18 protein-coding genes are annotated in these 15,022 nt (G+C 62.7%); 11 read left to right on the top strand and 7 right to left on the bottom strand.

Annotation, left to right across the window (positions count from 1 at the left end; genetic code table 11):
- Positions 1 to 60: 60 nt before the first annotated feature.
- A complete protein-coding gene (locus DVK00_RS04925; RefSeq protein ID WP_101351124.1) occupies positions 61 to 1,113 on the top strand; it encodes a TrmB family transcriptional regulator in 1,053 nt (350 codons plus the stop codon).
- A gap of 33 nt (positions 1,114 to 1,146) precedes the next feature.
- On the opposite strand, the gene DVK00_RS04930 is transcribed toward DVK00_RS04925, so the two are convergent.
- Together DVK00_RS04930 and DVK00_RS04935 are read right to left on the bottom strand one after the other, a co-directional pair.
- Positions 1,147 to 1,620: a type IV pilin gene (locus DVK00_RS04930; protein ID WP_101351485.1), complete on the bottom strand. Its 474-nt coding sequence runs from the start codon at positions 1,618 to 1,620 to the stop codon at positions 1,147 to 1,149.
- A gap of 108 nt (positions 1,621 to 1,728) precedes the next feature.
- Complete coding sequence (locus DVK00_RS04935) at positions 1,729 to 2,727, bottom strand: glutathione S-transferase family protein (protein ID WP_121511792.1); 999 nt, start codon at positions 2,725 to 2,727, stop codon at positions 1,729 to 1,731.
- Between the two features lie 221 nt (positions 2,728 to 2,948).
- On the opposite strand from DVK00_RS04935, the gene DVK00_RS04940 reads away from it, so the two are divergent.
- Both DVK00_RS04940 and DVK00_RS04945 read left to right on the top strand, forming a co-directional pair.
- Positions 2,949 to 3,482: a 50S ribosomal protein L16 gene (locus tag DVK00_RS04940; RefSeq protein ID WP_101351126.1), complete on the top strand. Its 534-nt coding sequence runs from the start codon at positions 2,949 to 2,951 to the stop codon at positions 3,480 to 3,482.
- A gap of 179 nt (positions 3,483 to 3,661) precedes the next feature.
- Entirely contained in the window at positions 3,662 to 3,859 is a 198-nt protein-coding gene (locus DVK00_RS04945) for a hypothetical protein (protein ID WP_101351127.1), read from the top strand.
- A gap of 63 nt (positions 3,860 to 3,922) precedes the next feature.
- Here the strand turns inward: DVK00_RS04945 and DVK00_RS04950 are convergent, their stop codons facing one another.
- Positions 3,923 to 4,354, bottom strand: coding sequence for a universal stress protein (locus DVK00_RS04950; RefSeq protein ID WP_101351128.1), 432 nt, complete (start codon positions 4,352 to 4,354; stop codon positions 3,923 to 3,925).
- A 187-nt stretch (positions 4,355 to 4,541) separates the two neighbouring features.
- Here DVK00_RS04950 and DVK00_RS04955 point away from each other — a divergent pair, with 187 nt between their 5' ends.
- On the top strand, positions 4,542 to 5,405 hold the full coding sequence (locus tag DVK00_RS04955) for a RimK family alpha-L-glutamate ligase (protein WP_121577351.1): 864 nt from the start codon (positions 4,542 to 4,544) through the stop codon (positions 5,403 to 5,405).
- Positions 5,406 to 5,457: 52 nt separating this feature from the next.
- Here DVK00_RS04955 and DVK00_RS04960 read toward each other — a convergent pair whose 3' ends face one another.
- Positions 5,458 to 5,844 carry an Hsp20/alpha crystallin family protein gene (locus DVK00_RS04960; RefSeq protein ID WP_121535642.1) on the bottom strand — a complete coding sequence of 129 codons (387 nt, stop codon included), beginning with the start codon at positions 5,842 to 5,844 and terminating at the stop codon, positions 5,458 to 5,460.
- Positions 5,845 to 6,045: 201 nt separating this feature from the next.
- Here DVK00_RS04960 and gap point away from each other — a divergent pair, with 201 nt between their 5' ends.
- On the top strand, positions 6,046 to 7,050 hold the full coding sequence (gene gap, locus DVK00_RS04965) for a type I glyceraldehyde-3-phosphate dehydrogenase (protein ID WP_121577352.1): 1,005 nt from the start codon (positions 6,046 to 6,048) through the stop codon (positions 7,048 to 7,050).
- Positions 7,051 to 7,350: 300 nt separating this feature from the next.
- Positions 7,351 to 8,556 (top strand): phosphoglycerate kinase, encoded by a 1,206-nt coding sequence (locus tag DVK00_RS04970; RefSeq protein WP_198560192.1) that lies wholly within the window; start codon positions 7,351 to 7,353, stop codon positions 8,554 to 8,556.
- Here DVK00_RS04970 and DVK00_RS21590 read toward each other — a convergent pair.
- On the bottom strand, positions 8,553 to 8,699 hold the full coding sequence (locus DVK00_RS21590) for a hypothetical protein (RefSeq protein WP_199722313.1): 147 nt from the start codon (positions 8,697 to 8,699) through the stop codon (positions 8,553 to 8,555). The genes DVK00_RS04970 and DVK00_RS21590 overlap by 4 nt on opposite strands.
- A gap of 128 nt (positions 8,700 to 8,827) precedes the next feature.
- On the opposite strand from DVK00_RS21590, the gene DVK00_RS04975 reads away from it, so the two are divergent.
- Positions 8,828 to 9,406, top strand: a complete 579-nt coding sequence (locus DVK00_RS04975) for a riboflavin synthase (protein ID WP_101351132.1) — start codon at positions 8,828 to 8,830, stop codon at positions 9,404 to 9,406.
- Here the strand turns inward: DVK00_RS04975 and DVK00_RS04980 are convergent.
- Positions 9,403 to 10,437 (bottom strand): PrsW family intramembrane metalloprotease, encoded by a 1,035-nt coding sequence (locus tag DVK00_RS04980; RefSeq protein WP_101351133.1) that lies wholly within the window; start codon positions 10,435 to 10,437, stop codon positions 9,403 to 9,405. The genes DVK00_RS04975 and DVK00_RS04980 overlap by 4 nt on opposite strands.
- A 166-nt stretch (positions 10,438 to 10,603) precedes the next feature.
- Here DVK00_RS04980 and pdxT point away from each other — a divergent pair, with 166 nt between their 5' ends.
- From pdxT to DVK00_RS04995, 3 genes are all read left to right on the top strand, one after another.
- Complete coding sequence (gene pdxT, locus DVK00_RS04985; RefSeq protein ID WP_101351134.1) at positions 10,604 to 11,197, top strand: pyridoxal 5'-phosphate synthase glutaminase subunit PdxT; 594 nt, start codon at positions 10,604 to 10,606, stop codon at positions 11,195 to 11,197.
- A 36-nt stretch (positions 11,198 to 11,233) separates the two neighbouring features.
- The gene (gene hisE, locus DVK00_RS04990) at positions 11,234 to 11,530 is read left to right on the top strand and encodes a phosphoribosyl-ATP diphosphatase (protein WP_101351135.1); all 297 of its coding nucleotides are present in this window, start codon (positions 11,234 to 11,236) and stop codon (positions 11,528 to 11,530) included.
- 61 nt (positions 11,531 to 11,591) lie between these two features.
- The gene (locus DVK00_RS04995) at positions 11,592 to 13,529 is read left to right on the top strand and encodes a response regulator (protein ID WP_121577353.1); all 1,938 of its coding nucleotides are present in this window, start codon (positions 11,592 to 11,594) and stop codon (positions 13,527 to 13,529) included.
- Positions 13,530 to 13,552: 23 nt separating this feature from the next.
- Here the strand turns inward: DVK00_RS04995 and DVK00_RS05000 are convergent, their stop codons facing one another.
- A complete protein-coding gene (locus DVK00_RS05000; RefSeq protein WP_121511798.1) occupies positions 13,553 to 13,870 on the bottom strand; it encodes an ASCH domain-containing protein in 318 nt (105 codons plus the stop codon).
- Between the two features lie 93 nt (positions 13,871 to 13,963).
- Here DVK00_RS05000 and DVK00_RS05005 point away from each other — a divergent pair, with 93 nt between their 5' ends.
- A complete protein-coding gene (locus DVK00_RS05005; protein ID WP_101351138.1) occupies positions 13,964 to 14,959 on the top strand; it encodes a GTPase in 996 nt (331 codons plus the stop codon).
- Positions 14,960 to 15,022 lie beyond the last annotated feature (63 nt).

Below are 15,022 nucleotides of genomic sequence, written 5' to 3' on the forward strand. Positions count from 1 at the left end.
GTCTCCGGGCTACAGGGCACCGAAACACAGTTATCCGCCGCCGGTACCAGATGTGAACAGATGGACGATTCGACTCTCAGAGACAGGCTGGGACAACTGGGCCTGTCGGAGAAGGAAGTCGACACGTACCTGTCGATCCTCGGCAGCGGCGAGGCCACGGCCAGCGAAATCGCCGACGACACCGGCGTCTCCAAACGGTACGTCTACAGCATCAGCGAATCGCTCGAAGACCGCGGGTTCGTCGAGGTCAACGACCACGTCGTGCCCACGACAATCCGCGCCCGGCCGCCAGAGGAAGTCATCGACGTCTTGACCGACCGGCTCGAAGAGATGAGCGGGGCGCTCGATTCTCGATACTCGGCGAGTGCGCGGGAACCGCAGCAGTTCGATGTCATCAAATCGCGGGTGACAGTCATCAAGCGGCTCACGGAGTACATCAGAAACGCGGACCGCGAGATTATGCTGTCGGTTCCACAGCAGTACCTGCCCGAGATATCTGAGGAACTGACCGCGGCCGTCGACCGCGGCGTCCTCGTCATGCTTGTCGTCAGTAGCGCCGACGGTCTGCACCCTGACGACGCGAGCGGGCTGGCCTCCGTAGTCCGGTCGTGGGACCAGCCGATGCCGATAATGCTGACTGTCGACGCCCAGTTTGGCCTCGTCTCCCCGACAGAAATGGTGACACGCACCAACTCCGACCAGCGGGCCATCGCCTTCGTCCAGCAACAGCTCGTCCCGGTGCTGTCGGGGTCGTTCCTCGGGAACTACTGGCTGATGGCGACCGAGGTGACCGTCACCGACCCGGCCCCGTTGCCGGCCACCTACCACGACTTCCGCCACGCCGTTCTCCAGGCGACGCTACACCTGCGCGCCGGCCACAGCGTGCAGGTCTCCGCGGAGGTACGGGCAGTGCAGGCCGACGACGACACCGCCACCATCGAGGGGACCGTCGTCGAGACGAAACAGGGGCTCGTCGAGCCGGGGACCAACTCCTACCCTATCGAACACACGCTGATCGTTGCTATCGACGATAGGACCGTCTCGCTGGGCGGCCCCGGGTCGTTCATCGAGGACTACGAGACCGACGCGGTTACGCTCTCGCTGCCGGAGTGACTGCTATCGTCCCGCCGACGGGTTCCGAGCGGCTCAGTTGCGCCGGCTCGGGTCCGGCCAGCGGTAGATGACGTACGTTTCCGACCCCGGTTCGCTTGCGGGCTTCCAGACGAGTCGAAGCGTCGCGTCGTTCAGGTCCAACTGTTCTCCGCTCGGGATGCCGGAGAACTGTTCCTGATGGATTGTAATCTCTGTTCCCGACGTGATCCGCGTCGAAGCCTGTGCCTGTATCGGATCGGAGTCCAGCGTCACGTCACTACCGCCGGTACTCCTGGCACCGGAGACGACGACGGTGAGGTTATCCCTGTAGACGGTGTCCCCGCTTTTGAAGCTGAGGTTCAGATACTCCCCGTTGACAGTGGTCCGCTCGTTGTAGTCGGCCACGATAGCGACCTGCGGAGCTTGTGTCGGTTGCTGCTCGTTGAAACCAAGCGCGAACACACCGACGGTGGCGGCGAGAATTGCAACAATGCCGACGAGAATAACAACACCAATCACCGGGCTCACGGCCCGGTTTCGACCATCTACCCGACTCATTGACCACAGGTGAGAACTGGGTATATAAAAGAGGCCGCGTCGACTCAGCGTTCGATATCTGACAGCGATACCACCCGGTTACGCTGTCGGGAACAGCGTCTCGGGGAGGTCGCCCGGCAGGTCGTCGCGGTCGTGGTCGGCCTCGAAATCAGGGTCAGGGCCCATCGGGACGATACGCTTCGGGCTCACGTCGGGGTGGGTCGTGTAGTAGTGCTCCGTGATGTGGTCCATGTTCACCGTCTCGGCGACGCCGGGGAGCTGGTAGAGGTCCCGGAGGTACGGCCAGAGGTTGTCGTACTCGCGGATGAGCCTGTGGTTGCACATGAAGTGGGTGTGATACACCTCGTCGAAGCGCACGAGCGTCGTGAACATGCAGATGTCCGCCTCAGTCAGGCGGTCGCCGGCGAGGAAGCGCTGGTCTTCGAGCACCGCATCCCAGTGGTCGAGGGCGTCGAACAGTTCCTCGACGGCCTCGTCGTAGGCTGACTGGCTGTCGGCGAAACCACAGCGGTAGACGCCGTTGTTGATCGGCTCGTAGATGTCGTCGATGATGCGGTCGACCTCGTTCTGGTAGCCCTCGGGGTAGAGGTCCACGTCGTTCTCGGATACGTCGTCGAACTCGGTGTCCAGCATCCGGAGAATTTCCTCGGACTCGTTGTTGACGATGGTCTCCGCCTGTTTGTCCCACAGCACCGGGACCGTCACGCGACAGGTCGCGTCGGGGTCAGCTTCGACGTAGACCTCGCGGAGATAGTCCGATCCGTTGACCGTATCCGGCGTACAGCCCGCCTTCTCAGGCGTGAACTGCCAGCCGCCCTCGCCGCGATACGGGTCGACGTAGTCGACGGTGATGGCGTCTTCCAGCCCCAGCAGTTTCCGAGCGACCAGAATTCGGTGCGCCCACGGGCAGGCGCGGCAGGCGTACAGGTGGTACCGGCCGGCCTCGGGCTGGAACCGCGCGTCGGGGTCGTCTTCGATCCGGTCACGGAAGGTGGTGTCCTGCCGGTCGAAGGCCCCGTCCTCGTTCGTGGTTTCGTACGCGTCGGTCCGCCACTCGCCATCGACGAGCATATTCATGGGTATCGTTCGTAGGCGCGCGAAGCGTAAAAGAACGCGGTGACAGCGGTGTTACCGGAACAGCACCGGCCTCTGTCAGACTACTGCAAACAGAGACTCCAGTCGCCACAGCACCGGTCGGTTCGTGGCCACTCACCGGCGTGTGGGACACAGCGACACGCCGCCGGGCGGGTTCGAAGCCCTTATTGGGCCGCTCGGCGACGTATTCTCCAAGAGTACCTATGTCGGACAAACCCGCCTCAATGTACCGGGACATCGACAAGCCCGCGTACACCCGACGCGAATACATCACAGGCATTCCCGGGTCAAAGATCGCACAGCACAAGATGGGCCGTAAACAGAAGGACGCCGACGATTACCCCGTCCAGATCAGCCTCATCGTCGAGGAGACAGTCCAGCTCCGTCACGGCTCGCTGGAGGCCTCCCGCCTGTCGGCCAACCGCCACATGATCAAGGAGCTCGGCGAAGATGGTGACTACAAGATGACCCTCCGGAAGTTCCCACACCAGGTCCTGCGCGAGAACAAGCAGGCGACCGGTGCCGGGGCCGACCGTGTCTCCGACGGGATGCGTGCCGCCTTCGGGAAGATCGTCGGTACCGCCGCCCGCGTTCAGGCCGGCGAACAGCTGTTCACCGCCTACTGCAACGTCGAAGACGCGGAACACGTCAAGGAAGCGTTCCGCCGCGCTTACAACAAAATCACGCCCTCTTGCCGCATCAAAGTCGAGCGGGGAGAGGAACTGCTGATCGCGTAAATCAGACAGCGGCGGTCGCTCTCCGTTCGGACAGCGGACCGGCCGTCTCGACTCCGTTTTCCGCGCCGCTCAAGTGCTGAGTGGCATCCCAGCCGCTGAGTAATGGAACGTAGCTACGTTCTTGCCCCAAGTTACCGACACCCACAATACTCTTGCACCCATCCCGCGTACGTCTACAGATGGTACTCCGACTCACACTCCTGGCTCTCGGCGTTCTCGAACTGCTTCGGCCCCGGAAGGTCGTCGACTTCTGGATGGGGCTCGCAACGACAGAGGCCGACGACATAGACCTCCGCCCGTGGGTGTACAGTGCCGCCCGCGTCGAGGGCGCGCTCCTCGTGCTGTGGGTGCTCCGGCAGCGTCGCAGCGGCGAGTGACTCGGTAGGAAGCTGTGAAACGCTCCGCACACCACAGGCGACCGGTACTGCTGGCAGATGCTACTACGTATCGTCGGGCAACCGGACAGTCAACACCGGTGCGTCTGCTGTCCGGACGACCTTCTCGGTGACGCTCCCCAGCAGAAACCGGTCCAGACCACTCCGGCCGTGGGTTCCCATGACAATCATATCGATATCGGCAGTCTCGGCGTAGTCGATAATTTCCTCGTACGGATCGCCCATTCGGTGCTCGGCGACGACGGGCACACCGTGGTCAGCAATATTGTCGACCGTTTCGTCGATGACCTGCTCGGTCTGTTCCTGCAGCGATTCGATGGTCGTTGCTTCTGCCGCGGCACTCCCGAGATACGTCGAGTCGACGACAGAAAGCACGTGGATCGTGGAGTCGTGTGTCTCCGCCAGTTCGAGTGCGTGTGCGAGCGCTTCGTCCGCGCCGTCGCTCCCGTCCGTCGGGAAGAGGATATCGTTGTACACGCATGACATATTTTCCCGCAGTATACTTAGTGTTTGTCTGATAATTTCTTCAATTAGTGTCTATTCCTCGATTATACACCGGTGCGCTGTGGTCAGCAGCGAGCAGTGCGCACTACGTGATGGAGCGGTCAGCGTGTATCGAAAGCAGCTGCGAGCGTGTTATATTTCTCCAAGACAACTGCACGCTATGCACAGGCTGGCCGTCGCCACGAACGCCGAGACCTTCGAGCGGATGCAGCAACCGCTCGCGGCCCGGGATATCGAGGTGGGCCACGTCGAAACGGCTGAGCGGACGCTGGCGCTCGACGAGCGTCCCTTCGGCGAATACGACGTGGGCTTTGTCTACCCGTCCCGAATCATGGAGGGGGCCGTCGCCGACGCCATGCTGGACGTGCCGTGGGTCAACGACCGCGAGGCTATCCTCCGCTCGCGGAACAAGGCCGACGTGCTGGCGCGACTCGGCCGTGCGGGCGTTCCCGTCCCCGAGACTGTCGTCGTGTCGAACCCGACAAGCGAGGCTGAACTGACCGCGGCGTTCGAGCGGTTCGACCCCCCCGTGGTCGTGAAGCCGAACTCGACGACCCGCGGCGTCGGCGTGGCCAAGGCCCACGACCTGGATTCGTTTCTCGGCATCGTCGACTACCTCGATCTGGTCCACGACTATCGCGCGGTCGGCGACCAGTCGTTTCTCGTCCAGGAGTACGTCGCCGACGCCACAGACTACCGCGTGATGGTCGTCGACGGCGAGTACGTCGGCGCGGTTGAGCGCCGCCTCCCCGAAGCGAGCCGCGAGCAGGGCCGGTGGAAGCACAACGTCCACCGTGGAGCCGAAGCCGAAGGGCAGGAACTGCCAGCGGCGCTACGAGAACTGGCTGAAGACGCGGCCGACGAGCTGGCGATTCCGTACCTCGGCGTCGACCTGCTGGTGACGGCGGACCGGGCGGTGGTCAACGAGACGAACGCCCGCCCGACAATCGACTCGGCGACGAAGTACGAGGACGGCTTCTGGGACGAACTCGCGGCATTGATACGGGAAACGACGGCGCAGTAGCGACGCGAGTGCGCTGTTCTCGCGTGACAAAACAGACCGTGTGCTATGCGCGCTACAGTTCGATGTCCGCGGAGTCCTCTTCGGGGTCGAAGGTGACTTCGAGGATACCGTTGTTGTACGTCGCGGCGGCGGAGTGCTCGTCGACGCGAGTCGGGAGAGTCAGTCGTTCGTGGTACTCGCGCTCCGGACTTTCGGCGTTGATCGTGAGAATAGTCCCGTCGCACTTGAGGTCGATTGCATCCTTGTCGACACCCGGAACGTCGGCGACGACCCGGATTTCCTCGTCGGTTTCGTGAACGTCGACGTGGAGGTCGGCCCCACCGCCACCGGTGTCCCGGTCGATGTGGACATCGCCTTCAGCCCCCATCATCTCGTCCATCATCCGCTCTATTTCCCGGAAGAACTCGTCGAACGGGTCGTCACTGTCATCGCGTCTCATTCCTATCGGTCAGTACGTCCGTCCGTTTCAAAAGCCTTCGGACGAATCTAGTATCTGCCAACAGATACTGTCGAGGGGACACCCTCAGTCGAGATGGCACCCTCACTATTAATCATTCGAGCCCGAACACGCATAAACAAACACAAATTTACAACAAATCCGAAAACACTTTACACTGACCGACTGCCTCTCTAGACACCAATGAGTGAGCCAGTTCGCGTCGGCCTCAACGGCTTCGGCCGTATCGGCCGCAACGTATTCCGCGCATCGTTACACAACGACGACGTCGAGATTGTCGGCATCAACGACGTGATGGACGATTCGGAGATCGACTACTTCGCCCAGTACGACACCGTCATGGGCGAACTCGAAGGAGCCAGCGTCGACGACGGCGTCCTCACGGTCGACGGAACCGACTTCGAGGCGGGCGTCTTCCACGAAACCGACCCCACACAGCTCCCGTGGGACGACCTCGACGTTGACGTGGCCTTCGAAGCGACCGGCATCTTCCGCACCAAGGAGGACGCGAGTCAGCACCTCGATGCGGGTGCCGACAAGGTCCTCATCTCCGCGCCGCCGAAGGGCGACGAGCCGGTCAAGCAGCTCGTCTACGGCGTCAACCACGACGAGTACGACGGCGAGAAGGTCGTCTCGAACGCCTCCTGTACGACCAACTCCATCACACCGGTGGCGAAAGTGCTGGACGAGGAGTTCGGCATCAACGCCGGCCAGCTGACCACGGTCCACGCCTACACCGGCTCCCAGAACCTGATGGACGGCCCGAACGGCAAGCCCCGCCGCCGCCGCGCCGCCGCCGAGAACATCATCCCGACCTCCACCGGTGCCGCGCAGGCGGCCACCGAGGTTCTGCCCGAACTTGAGGGGAAACTCGACGGGATGGCTATCCGCGTCCCGGTGCCGAACGGCTCCATCACCGAGTTCGTCGTCGACCTCGACGACGACGTGACGGAGAGCGACGTCAACGCCGCCTTCGAAGAGGCCGCCGCCGGCGAACTCGAAGGCGTGCTTGGCGTCACGAGCGACGACGTCGTCTCCTCGGACATCCTCGGGGACCCGTACTCCACGCAGGTCGACCTGCAGTCGACGAACGTCGTCTCCGGAATGACGAAGATCCTCACCTGGTACGACAACGAGTACGGCTTCTCGAACCGGATGCTCGACGTGGCCGAGTACATCACCGAGTAAGCGCGGAAACGGTTTTCGGCGCTGGTAAGATTTATAATTATTATTCGCTAAGAATAAGGCACACATAGAGTCCAAACCAGCACCTGACCCCTGGTCGGCTCTGTGTGTCGACACAGGCCCGTTTTCACAGCCGGCGCGCCGTGTCCCGGCGTCGGCTGTGTACGGCGCAGGTGTCTCCACCCCTCTCCGACCCCACTTTGACACTGGCAGCAAGGCAAGTAGCGGCGTTGCTCCCCCCAACAGGCCGTCGCTGTTCGGACTCGGAAACCGTTAAGCGGCCGGCAGGTTTCCTCTCGAATGATGACTTTCCAGACGCTCGACGACCTCGACGACGGACAGCGCGTCCTCGTCCGACTCGATCTCAATTCACCGGTGGAGGACGGTGAAGTACAGGACAACCGGCGGTTCGAACGCCACGCCGAGACCATCAGCGAACTCGTCGACCGCGGGTTCGAGGTCGCAGTGCTGGCCCACCAGGGCCGCCCGGGCCGCGACGATTTCGTCTCGCTTTCCCAGCACGCCGACATCCTCGCCGACCACATCGACCACCCGGTCGAGTTCATCGACGAGACCTACGGCCCGCAGGCGATTCACGACATCGCCGACCTCGATAGCGGCGACGTGCTCGTCCTCGAAAACACGCGGATGTGCGACGACGAACTCCCCGAGGAAGACCCCGAAGTGAAGGCCCAGACGGAGTTCGTCCAGACGCTCAAAGACGAGTTCGACGCCTACATCAACGACGCCTACTCGGCGGCCCACCGCTCGCACGCCTCGCTCGTGGGCTTCCCGCTCGTGATGGACGCCTACGCCGGCCGCGTGATGGAGACCGAGTACGAGGCAAACACCGCCATCGCCGAGAAGGAGTTCGACGGGCAGGTGACGATGGTCGTCGGCGGCACCAAAGCGACCGACGTCATCGACGTGATGACCCACCTAGACGAGACGGTCGACGACTTCCTGCTTGGCGGCATCGCGGGCGAACTGTTCCTGCGGGCCGCGGGCCGTCCGGTCGGCTACGACATCGACGACGCGAACCTCTACGACGAGCAGTGGGAGCAAAACAGCGAGAAAATCGAGTCTATGCTCGACGACCACCGCGACCAGATTACCCTCGCGGTCGACCTCGCCTACGAGGACGAGAACGGCGACCGCGCTGAACAGGCCGTCGACGACATCGAGGAGAAGACTGTCTCCTACCTCGACGTTGGCAGCGAGACGGTCATGGAGTACTCGCCGGTCATCCGCGACTCCGAGGCCGTCTTCGTGAAGGGCGCGCTGGGGATGTTCGAGGACGAGCGGTTCTCCGTCGGCACCGCCGGCGTGCTCGAAGCCATCGCCGAGACCGACTGCTTCTCCGTCGTCGGCGGCGGCGACACCTCACGAGCCATCGAGATGTACGGGATGGAAGAAGACGAGTTCGGCCACGTCTCTATCGCGGGCGGTGCGTACATCCGAGCGCTGACCGGCGCGGAGCTGGTCGGCGTCGAAGTGCTACAGCGTTAACTGCGGCCTTTCGTCTCGGCGTGTCGCAGATCCCAGTCTCCGAGTAGTTCGTCGGGCACCTCGACGAGGCGACCGGTTTCGGTCGGCTCGGTCCGGGCGTGGCGGGCAGTCCAATCGTGGTCAGCGTCGGGCGTGGCTGCCATACGCAGCGGTACCAGCGGCGTGAATAAATTCCTTCCGTCTAAGTAATGTAAATAATTACTCGATTCCGAGTCTATATTCCGTCTCCGAGAAGCGAAGTGCTTTCCGCCAGCCGCGACGTATCTGGAATATGTTCACCGGAATCGTCGAGACGACCGGCGAGGTGCAGGCGGTTATTGACGACGAGGGCGGGCGTCGGATGCGAATCGGCGCGCCGTTCGACGGACTTGACCACGGCCAGTCGATCAGCGTCAGCGGCGTCTGTCTCACCGTCGAGAAGGCGGTCGACGGCGAGTGGTTCGAGGTGTTTCTCGCTCAGGAGACGCTTGCCCGGACGTTTTTCGATGCCCTCAACGGTGGGGACCGAGTGAACCTTGAGCGGGCAATGCCCGCCGACGGGCGGTTCGACGGCCACATCGTGCAGGGCCACGTCGATACGACAGCCGAAATCGTCGGTATCGAACAGGAGGGGGAAGACTGGACGTTCACCTTCTCTCTCCCCGAAGCTCATCGGGACTACCTGGTTCAGAAAGGGTCGATAACGGTCGACGGCATCAGCCTGACCGTCGCCGACCGACGCTCCGAGGAATTCGACGTGGCAATCATTCCGACGACGTACGCCGAGACGACGCTGTCGGAGAAGTCCGTCGGCGATCCGGTCCATCTGGAGGTCGACGTGGTCGCGAAATACGTCGAACAGCTTACTTAGGGGTCGAACTCGGTCTGCTCCGGATGAATCGTAGTCTCGTCCGGGTCCTCGTGCGCGCGGTTGTACGCCTGCCGATACGCGTGAATCTTCTTCAGCAACAGGAGGCCAAAGATGGAGTCGTACACGATGACGAAGCCGAAGAACGCGACGAGGAAGTCGACGTTGTATAGCGTGGCCGCGATGGCCGTCACTGGGCTGGCCAGCGTGTTGTAAACGGCGTGGATGAGCGAAGCGATGAGCAATCCTTTCAGGACGATGGGGCCGGCATCGTCCGGATTGAATTTCGCCAGGCCGAGATAGTAGCCGGCGAAGGCCGAGTAGATGACGTGGCCCGGCCCCGCGAGCGCTCTGACCGCAGTGATGTCGCTGCTAGCGGCGAGTAACTGTACTGTCCCGGCGGTCATTTCGGTGTTCTGCGTGATGTACAGCGCGTTCTCGATGGTCGCAAAGCCAAGACCGGCGATGGCGCCGTACACCGCGCCGTCAACGACGGCGTCGAAACGGGTGTCACGGAAGGCGTACAGGCGCACCGCCAGCAGCTTTACCGTCTCCTCGACAGGGCCGACGATGAGGAAGAAAAAGAACACCTGGCCGAGAAACGGTACCAGGCCGAACCCGGAGCCAATAGCCTGGACCGGTCTACCGAAAATACCGTTGAGCACGCCCGCGAAGCCGGCGAACAGCACGCCAAGGAGGAACGTCCCCACGAGCAGCGTCAACGGTTCCTGCGTGGTCACGTCGGCGTAGTAAATGTACGCCGCGAGACCGAGGGCCGGGACGGCGGAGAGGATGGCCATGCCGGCAAACAGCGGCTGGTCGCCGAGCGCGCCAAGGCTCCCGAACGCGACCTGCAAGAGGAGAATCGCGATAGCTGTGATAACGACGAGATACCGCAGCGTCCGTATGCCGATGTGGTAGAGCCAGTGGGCGAACCGGTCCAGCGTCGACCGGGGCTCCCAAGTCGATATCTCATAGAGGTCTGCCGACCCGTCCGCGTTTACCTCGACCGGGTCCTGCCGTCGCTTTCCCATGTGCCACGTCTACAGTCCGTCTCACCTAACCGTTTGGTTCGGTTATAGCCGAGCGAGCACCGGGCGGCGGTATGCCTGATACTGTGTGCAGTCAGGACAGTCCCCGCCAGAGCGGACACTTGCAGGAGACGAGAGGCTTTTCGCACGGGGCCACCAACAGGGAGACATGACACTACGCGCGGGTGTACTCGCGGTTCAGGGCGATGTCTCTGAACACGGGGACGCAATCGAGCGGGCAGCAGCGGCCCACGACCGGACTGCGGAGGTCGTCGAAATACGCGAAGCAGGGCTGGTCCCGGACTGCGATGTCCTGTTGCTACCGGGCGGGGAATCGACCACGATTTCGCGGCTTATCCACCGAGAGGGCATCGCAGAAGAGATCGAGTCACACGTCGACGCCGGCAAGCCGGTGCTGGCGACGTGTGCCGGGCTCATCGTCAGCGCGACCGACGCACAGGACGACCGCGTCGACACGCTGAACGTCATCGACGTCTCGGTCGAACGCAACGCATTCGGGCGACAGAAAGACAGCTTCGAAGCGCCACTTGACGTGACCGGGCTCGATGAGGCGTTCCCGGCGGTGTTCATCCGCGCACCGGTCATCGACTACGTGGGCGAGGACGTCGAAGTGCTGGCGGCGTGGGACGACCGCCCGGTCGCGGTCCGTGACGGGCCGGTCGTCGGCACGTCGTTCCATCCCGAACTGACTGAGGACCCGCGCATTCACGACCTGGCCTTTTTCGACTCCGTAGAGTCGTAGCGACGGCCTGAAGGCCCCGCTGGCCGAACAGCGGCTATGAGCGACGACACCGTCAACGTTATCGACGAACTGTTCGCTGTCATCGAGGACCGCAAGGCGAACCTTCCCGAAGACTCCTATACGGCGTCGCTGTTTACCCACGAGAAGGGCGAAAACGCCGTGCTGGAGAAGCTCGGTGAAGAGACGACCGAACTCATTCTGGCGGCCAAAGACGACGACCGCGAGGAGTTGGCCCACGAATCAGCCGACATCGTCTATCACCTGCTCGTCCTGCTGTCGATGAAGGAGATGGATGTCGACGACTTGCGGGCGGAGCTGGCGAAGCGACGGTAAATTCCGCTCGTCAGGTTCAGGGCACGACAGATTGACACCGATACGGTGCATATCGAAGCCCATGGGTCATGTGGCGTCGGGCGTTACAGTCCTCTGTGTCGACGACGAACCATCGTACGCCGACCTTATCGCGACACATCTCGAACGCAAGGACACAGCGATCGATGCAACCGGCGTCACGAGTGCGACAGACGGGCTGTCGTATCTGGACGAGCACGATGTGGACTGCATCGTCAGTGACTACGACATGCCTGGTATCGACGGGCTAGAGTTCCTGGAGACGGTCCGCGCCAGAGACCCGGATATGCCGTTCTTGTTATTTACCAGTCAGGGGAGCGAGTCACTCGCAAGCGAGGCAGTCACGGCCGGCGTCACCGACTACATTCAAAAAACGCACGGGTCACAGCAGTACGCCGTCCTCGCACATCGAATCCGAAACGCCGTCGAGCGCGTCAGAGCGAAAGCAACGGCTGACGCCGCACAGGAACGGACAAAACGAATTCTCGACGCGACAAGCGATTCGGTCCTCATCAGCGTGGCCGACACTGTCGTGTACGCGAACCCGGCGGCGGTGGATCTGTTCGGCGCGGCCAACAGCGATGACCTCTGTGGCCGGCCACTGACTGGCCTCGTCGAGCCGACGACGGACGGCGGGACCGATACCGTCGAGCACGTTGTCAAGGACGACCAGACGGCCGGTTACGTCGAGCAGACGATACGGACACTGGCCGGCAACACCATCCGGGCCAGCGTCACAGCGTGTGACGTGACCTGGGACAGCGAAGACGGTACGGTGTCGGTCATCAGCGACCGAAGCGATATCGACGAGCGCGAGCATCGACTCGAAGCGCTACACGAGGCCACGCGACAGTTGATGGCCGCGGAAGTCCGCAACGAAGTCGCCGGCATCGGCGTCAACGCCGCTGCAGATATCATCGGACTCGACGCGAATGCTGTCCACCTCATCAACGACGATGGAGAGTTAGAGCCCGTCGCCGCGACCGCGGCGGCCCGGGAGCTAGTCGGTGATATTCCGACGTTGAGGCCGAGTGACAGCATCGCCTGGCGGGTGTACGAGAGCGGTGAGGCAACCGCAGTTCCCGACGTGCGGCTGGATTCGGACGTGCAGAACCCCGAGACGCCGATACGAAGCGAACTGTATCTACCACTAGGGAAACACGGCATTCTCATCGCCGCGTCGGCGACTGTCGACGCCTTCAACGAGGCAGACATCGTCGCTGGGCGAATCCTCGCGGCGAACATGGAGGTGGCCCTCGCCGCCGTTGAGCGCGACAGACAGCTCCGTGACCGCGAGCAGGAACTGTCGACGCAAAACGACCGGCTGGAACAGTTCGCGACAGTCGTCAGCCACGACCTCCGTAACCCCCTGAACGTCGCTATCGGGCGGCTGGAGGCGGTAAAAGAGGAGCACGACGACAAAAACATCGCTGCGATAGAGCAGGCACTCGACCGGATGCAGACGCTGATAGACGACCTGCTGTTGCTGGCCCGGACTGGCGACAGCGTCGCTGAAATGGAAACGGTCGCACTGGCGACGGCAGTCACTGACTGCTGGGAGGTCGTCGATACCGGTGACGCGGCGCTGGTGGTCGACACTGACCGCAAGATACAGGCAGACATGACGCGGCTCAAACAGTTGCTGGAGAACCTGATCCGAAACGCCGTTGAGCACAGCGCTACGGACAGTCAGCTACAGTCTGAGGGTGCTGACAGACACGGCAGTCCGGCCGTAACCATAACCGTTACCGAGATTCCGGACGGGTTCGCCGTCTCAGACGACGGCCCGGGAGTTCCCGAATCCGACCGGGAGACAGTGTTCGAAAGCGGCTACTCGACGACGACTGACGGCACCGGGTTCGGACTCTCAATAGTATCACAGATCGCCGCTGCCCACGACTGGACGGTCACACTCACTGAGAGCGATACCGGCGGCGCACGCTTCGAGTTTACCGGCGTCGACGTGATAGCGGGAGAATAAGGCGCTCAGTCGTCGTCGCGGCGCTACTCCTCGATGGGGGCGAATCGGTGCCGGACGACCTCGCTGTCGTCGTCCCACTCGAAACTGCCGTGGACTTTCTTCATGCGCTCCTTGTACGCGTCGAGGTCCTCCGACCCCTCACGCTGTGCGTCCTCGTCGGTCATGTCGCCCAGTGTCCGGTGGGTTACGTCTGTTACCTCGAATTCGGTGCCGTCTATCTCGAAGGTGTCACCCTCGTCAGCGTACTGGTGGCCACGGTGCATCTGGGTGACTCGCCCCTCGGCAGCCATCTGCTGGACGTGGTCGTTGGGGAGAATCTCGCCGGCGTCAATCTGTGCCATATCAGAACTGTGTCCGGGACGCTGAAAAGCGTGACTCGCAACAGTTTGGGCGCGATTGAACGCGCTTTTACGCTCCGGCCGTCAACAGAACCTATGAGCCATCCCTTCGAGGGTCTGCCGACGACGCCCACTGCCGAGGAGCTCGTGGACAAAGCCTTCTCGCGGGCGTCACGCGCCGGCGGGGCCAAGGACGGGAACGAAGCCCAGCAATCGATGCTGATGACGGCGTCGAACATCGCCTCCGACAACATGGAGAACGTGGTGACCGCGTGGCCGACGATTGACGACCTCGATCCCTTCTACGTCGAACTCGCCGACGCTGTCGTCGGCGAAGCCTACCCCGCGGACGACGACCCCGGTATCGACGCGCTGAAACAGCACCTGTCTGAAATCTCGTGGGCCGCCGACAAAGTCGTCGAGATCCGCCAGGAGTACGAGAGCCGCGTCGCCCGCGGCGACATCGACACCGCCCGGAAGCTCCGCAAGCAGGCCTTCGCCCGCATTGCCGACGTGGTCGAGGAGGTCGAGGACGACCTCGCCGCCGTCTCGACCGCCCATAACGCCCTGAAAGGCATCCCCGACATCCGCCCGGACGAGCCGGCCATCGTCGTCGCCGGCTACCCCAACGTCGGCAAGTCGTCGTTCGTCAACCGCGTCACGCGGGCCGACAACAAGATCGCCTCGTATCCGTTCACGACGACGCAGATCCGCGTCGGCCACTTCGAAGACCAGCGCATCCGCTACCAGCTCGTGGACACCCCCGGCCTGCTCGACCGCCCGCCGGAGGACCGCAACGAAATCGAGTCACAGGCCGTGAGCGCGCTCGAACACCTCGCCGACGCGGTCCTCGTGTTTATCGACCCAAGTGGCGAGTGTGGCTATCCGCTCGCGGACCAGCTTGAACTCCGAAACGCCATCGAAGCACGCTTCGACGTGCCCGTGCTGACCATCTCGAACAAGAGCGACCTCTCAACAGACGTAGAGGCCGACCACTACATGAGCGTCACCGAAGGCGACAACGTCGACGGCGTGTTGCAGGCCGCTATTGACGCGGTGGATTACGAACTCGAACTGCCGTTTGACGAGTAGCGAGACATAGCGAGACGCCAACCAACGGGAGGCGTCTCGAAGACTCCGAGCGAGGAGCGCGGT

The organism is Haloarcula sp. Atlit-47R, from assembly GCF_003665985.1.
In the GTDB taxonomy this organism is placed as follows: domain Archaea; phylum Halobacteriota; class Halobacteria; order Halobacteriales; family Haloarculaceae; genus Haloarcula; species Haloarcula taiwanensis.

What these genes read in the sequence shown, in the direction of transcription:
- DVK00_RS04970 (WP_198560192.1), top strand. Translation starts at nt 7,351, where the DNA reads ATGACTTTCCAGACGCTCGACGACCTCGACGACGGACAGCGCGTCCTC.
- DVK00_RS05000 (WP_121511798.1), bottom strand. Translation starts at nt 13,870, where the DNA reads ATGGCACAGATTGACGCCGGCGAGATTCTCCCCAACGACCACGTCCAG.
- DVK00_RS04975 (WP_101351132.1), top strand. Translation starts at nt 8,828, where the DNA reads ATGTTCACCGGAATCGTCGAGACGACCGGCGAGGTGCAGGCGGTTATT.
- DVK00_RS04940 (WP_101351126.1), top strand. Translation starts at nt 2,949, where the DNA reads ATGTCGGACAAACCCGCCTCAATGTACCGGGACATCGACAAGCCCGCG.
- DVK00_RS04945 (WP_101351127.1), top strand. Translation starts at nt 3,662, where the DNA reads ATGGTACTCCGACTCACACTCCTGGCTCTCGGCGTTCTCGAACTGCTT.
- pdxT (WP_101351134.1), top strand. Translation starts at nt 10,604, where the DNA reads ATGACACTACGCGCGGGTGTACTCGCGGTTCAGGGCGATGTCTCTGAA.
- DVK00_RS04955 (WP_121577351.1), top strand. Translation starts at nt 4,542, where the DNA reads ATGCACAGGCTGGCCGTCGCCACGAACGCCGAGACCTTCGAGCGGATG.
- gap (WP_121577352.1), top strand. Translation starts at nt 6,046, where the DNA reads ATGAGTGAGCCAGTTCGCGTCGGCCTCAACGGCTTCGGCCGTATCGGC.
- DVK00_RS04935 (WP_121511792.1), bottom strand. Translation starts at nt 2,727, where the DNA reads ATGAATATGCTCGTCGATGGCGAGTGGCGGACCGACGCGTACGAAACC.
- DVK00_RS04925 (WP_101351124.1), top strand. Translation starts at nt 61, where the DNA reads ATGGACGATTCGACTCTCAGAGACAGGCTGGGACAACTGGGCCTGTCG.
- DVK00_RS05005 (WP_101351138.1), top strand. Translation starts at nt 13,964, where the DNA reads ATGAGCCATCCCTTCGAGGGTCTGCCGACGACGCCCACTGCCGAGGAG.
- DVK00_RS21590 (WP_199722313.1), bottom strand. Translation starts at nt 8,699, where the DNA reads ATGGCAGCCACGCCCGACGCTGACCACGATTGGACTGCCCGCCACGCC.
- hisE (WP_101351135.1), top strand. Translation starts at nt 11,234, where the DNA reads ATGAGCGACGACACCGTCAACGTTATCGACGAACTGTTCGCTGTCATC.
- DVK00_RS04960 (WP_121535642.1), bottom strand. Translation starts at nt 5,844, where the DNA reads ATGAGACGCGATGACAGTGACGACCCGTTCGACGAGTTCTTCCGGGAA.
- DVK00_RS04995 (WP_121577353.1), top strand. Translation starts at nt 11,592, where the DNA reads ATGGGTCATGTGGCGTCGGGCGTTACAGTCCTCTGTGTCGACGACGAA.
- DVK00_RS04980 (WP_101351133.1), bottom strand. Translation starts at nt 10,437, where the DNA reads ATGGGAAAGCGACGGCAGGACCCGGTCGAGGTAAACGCGGACGGGTCG.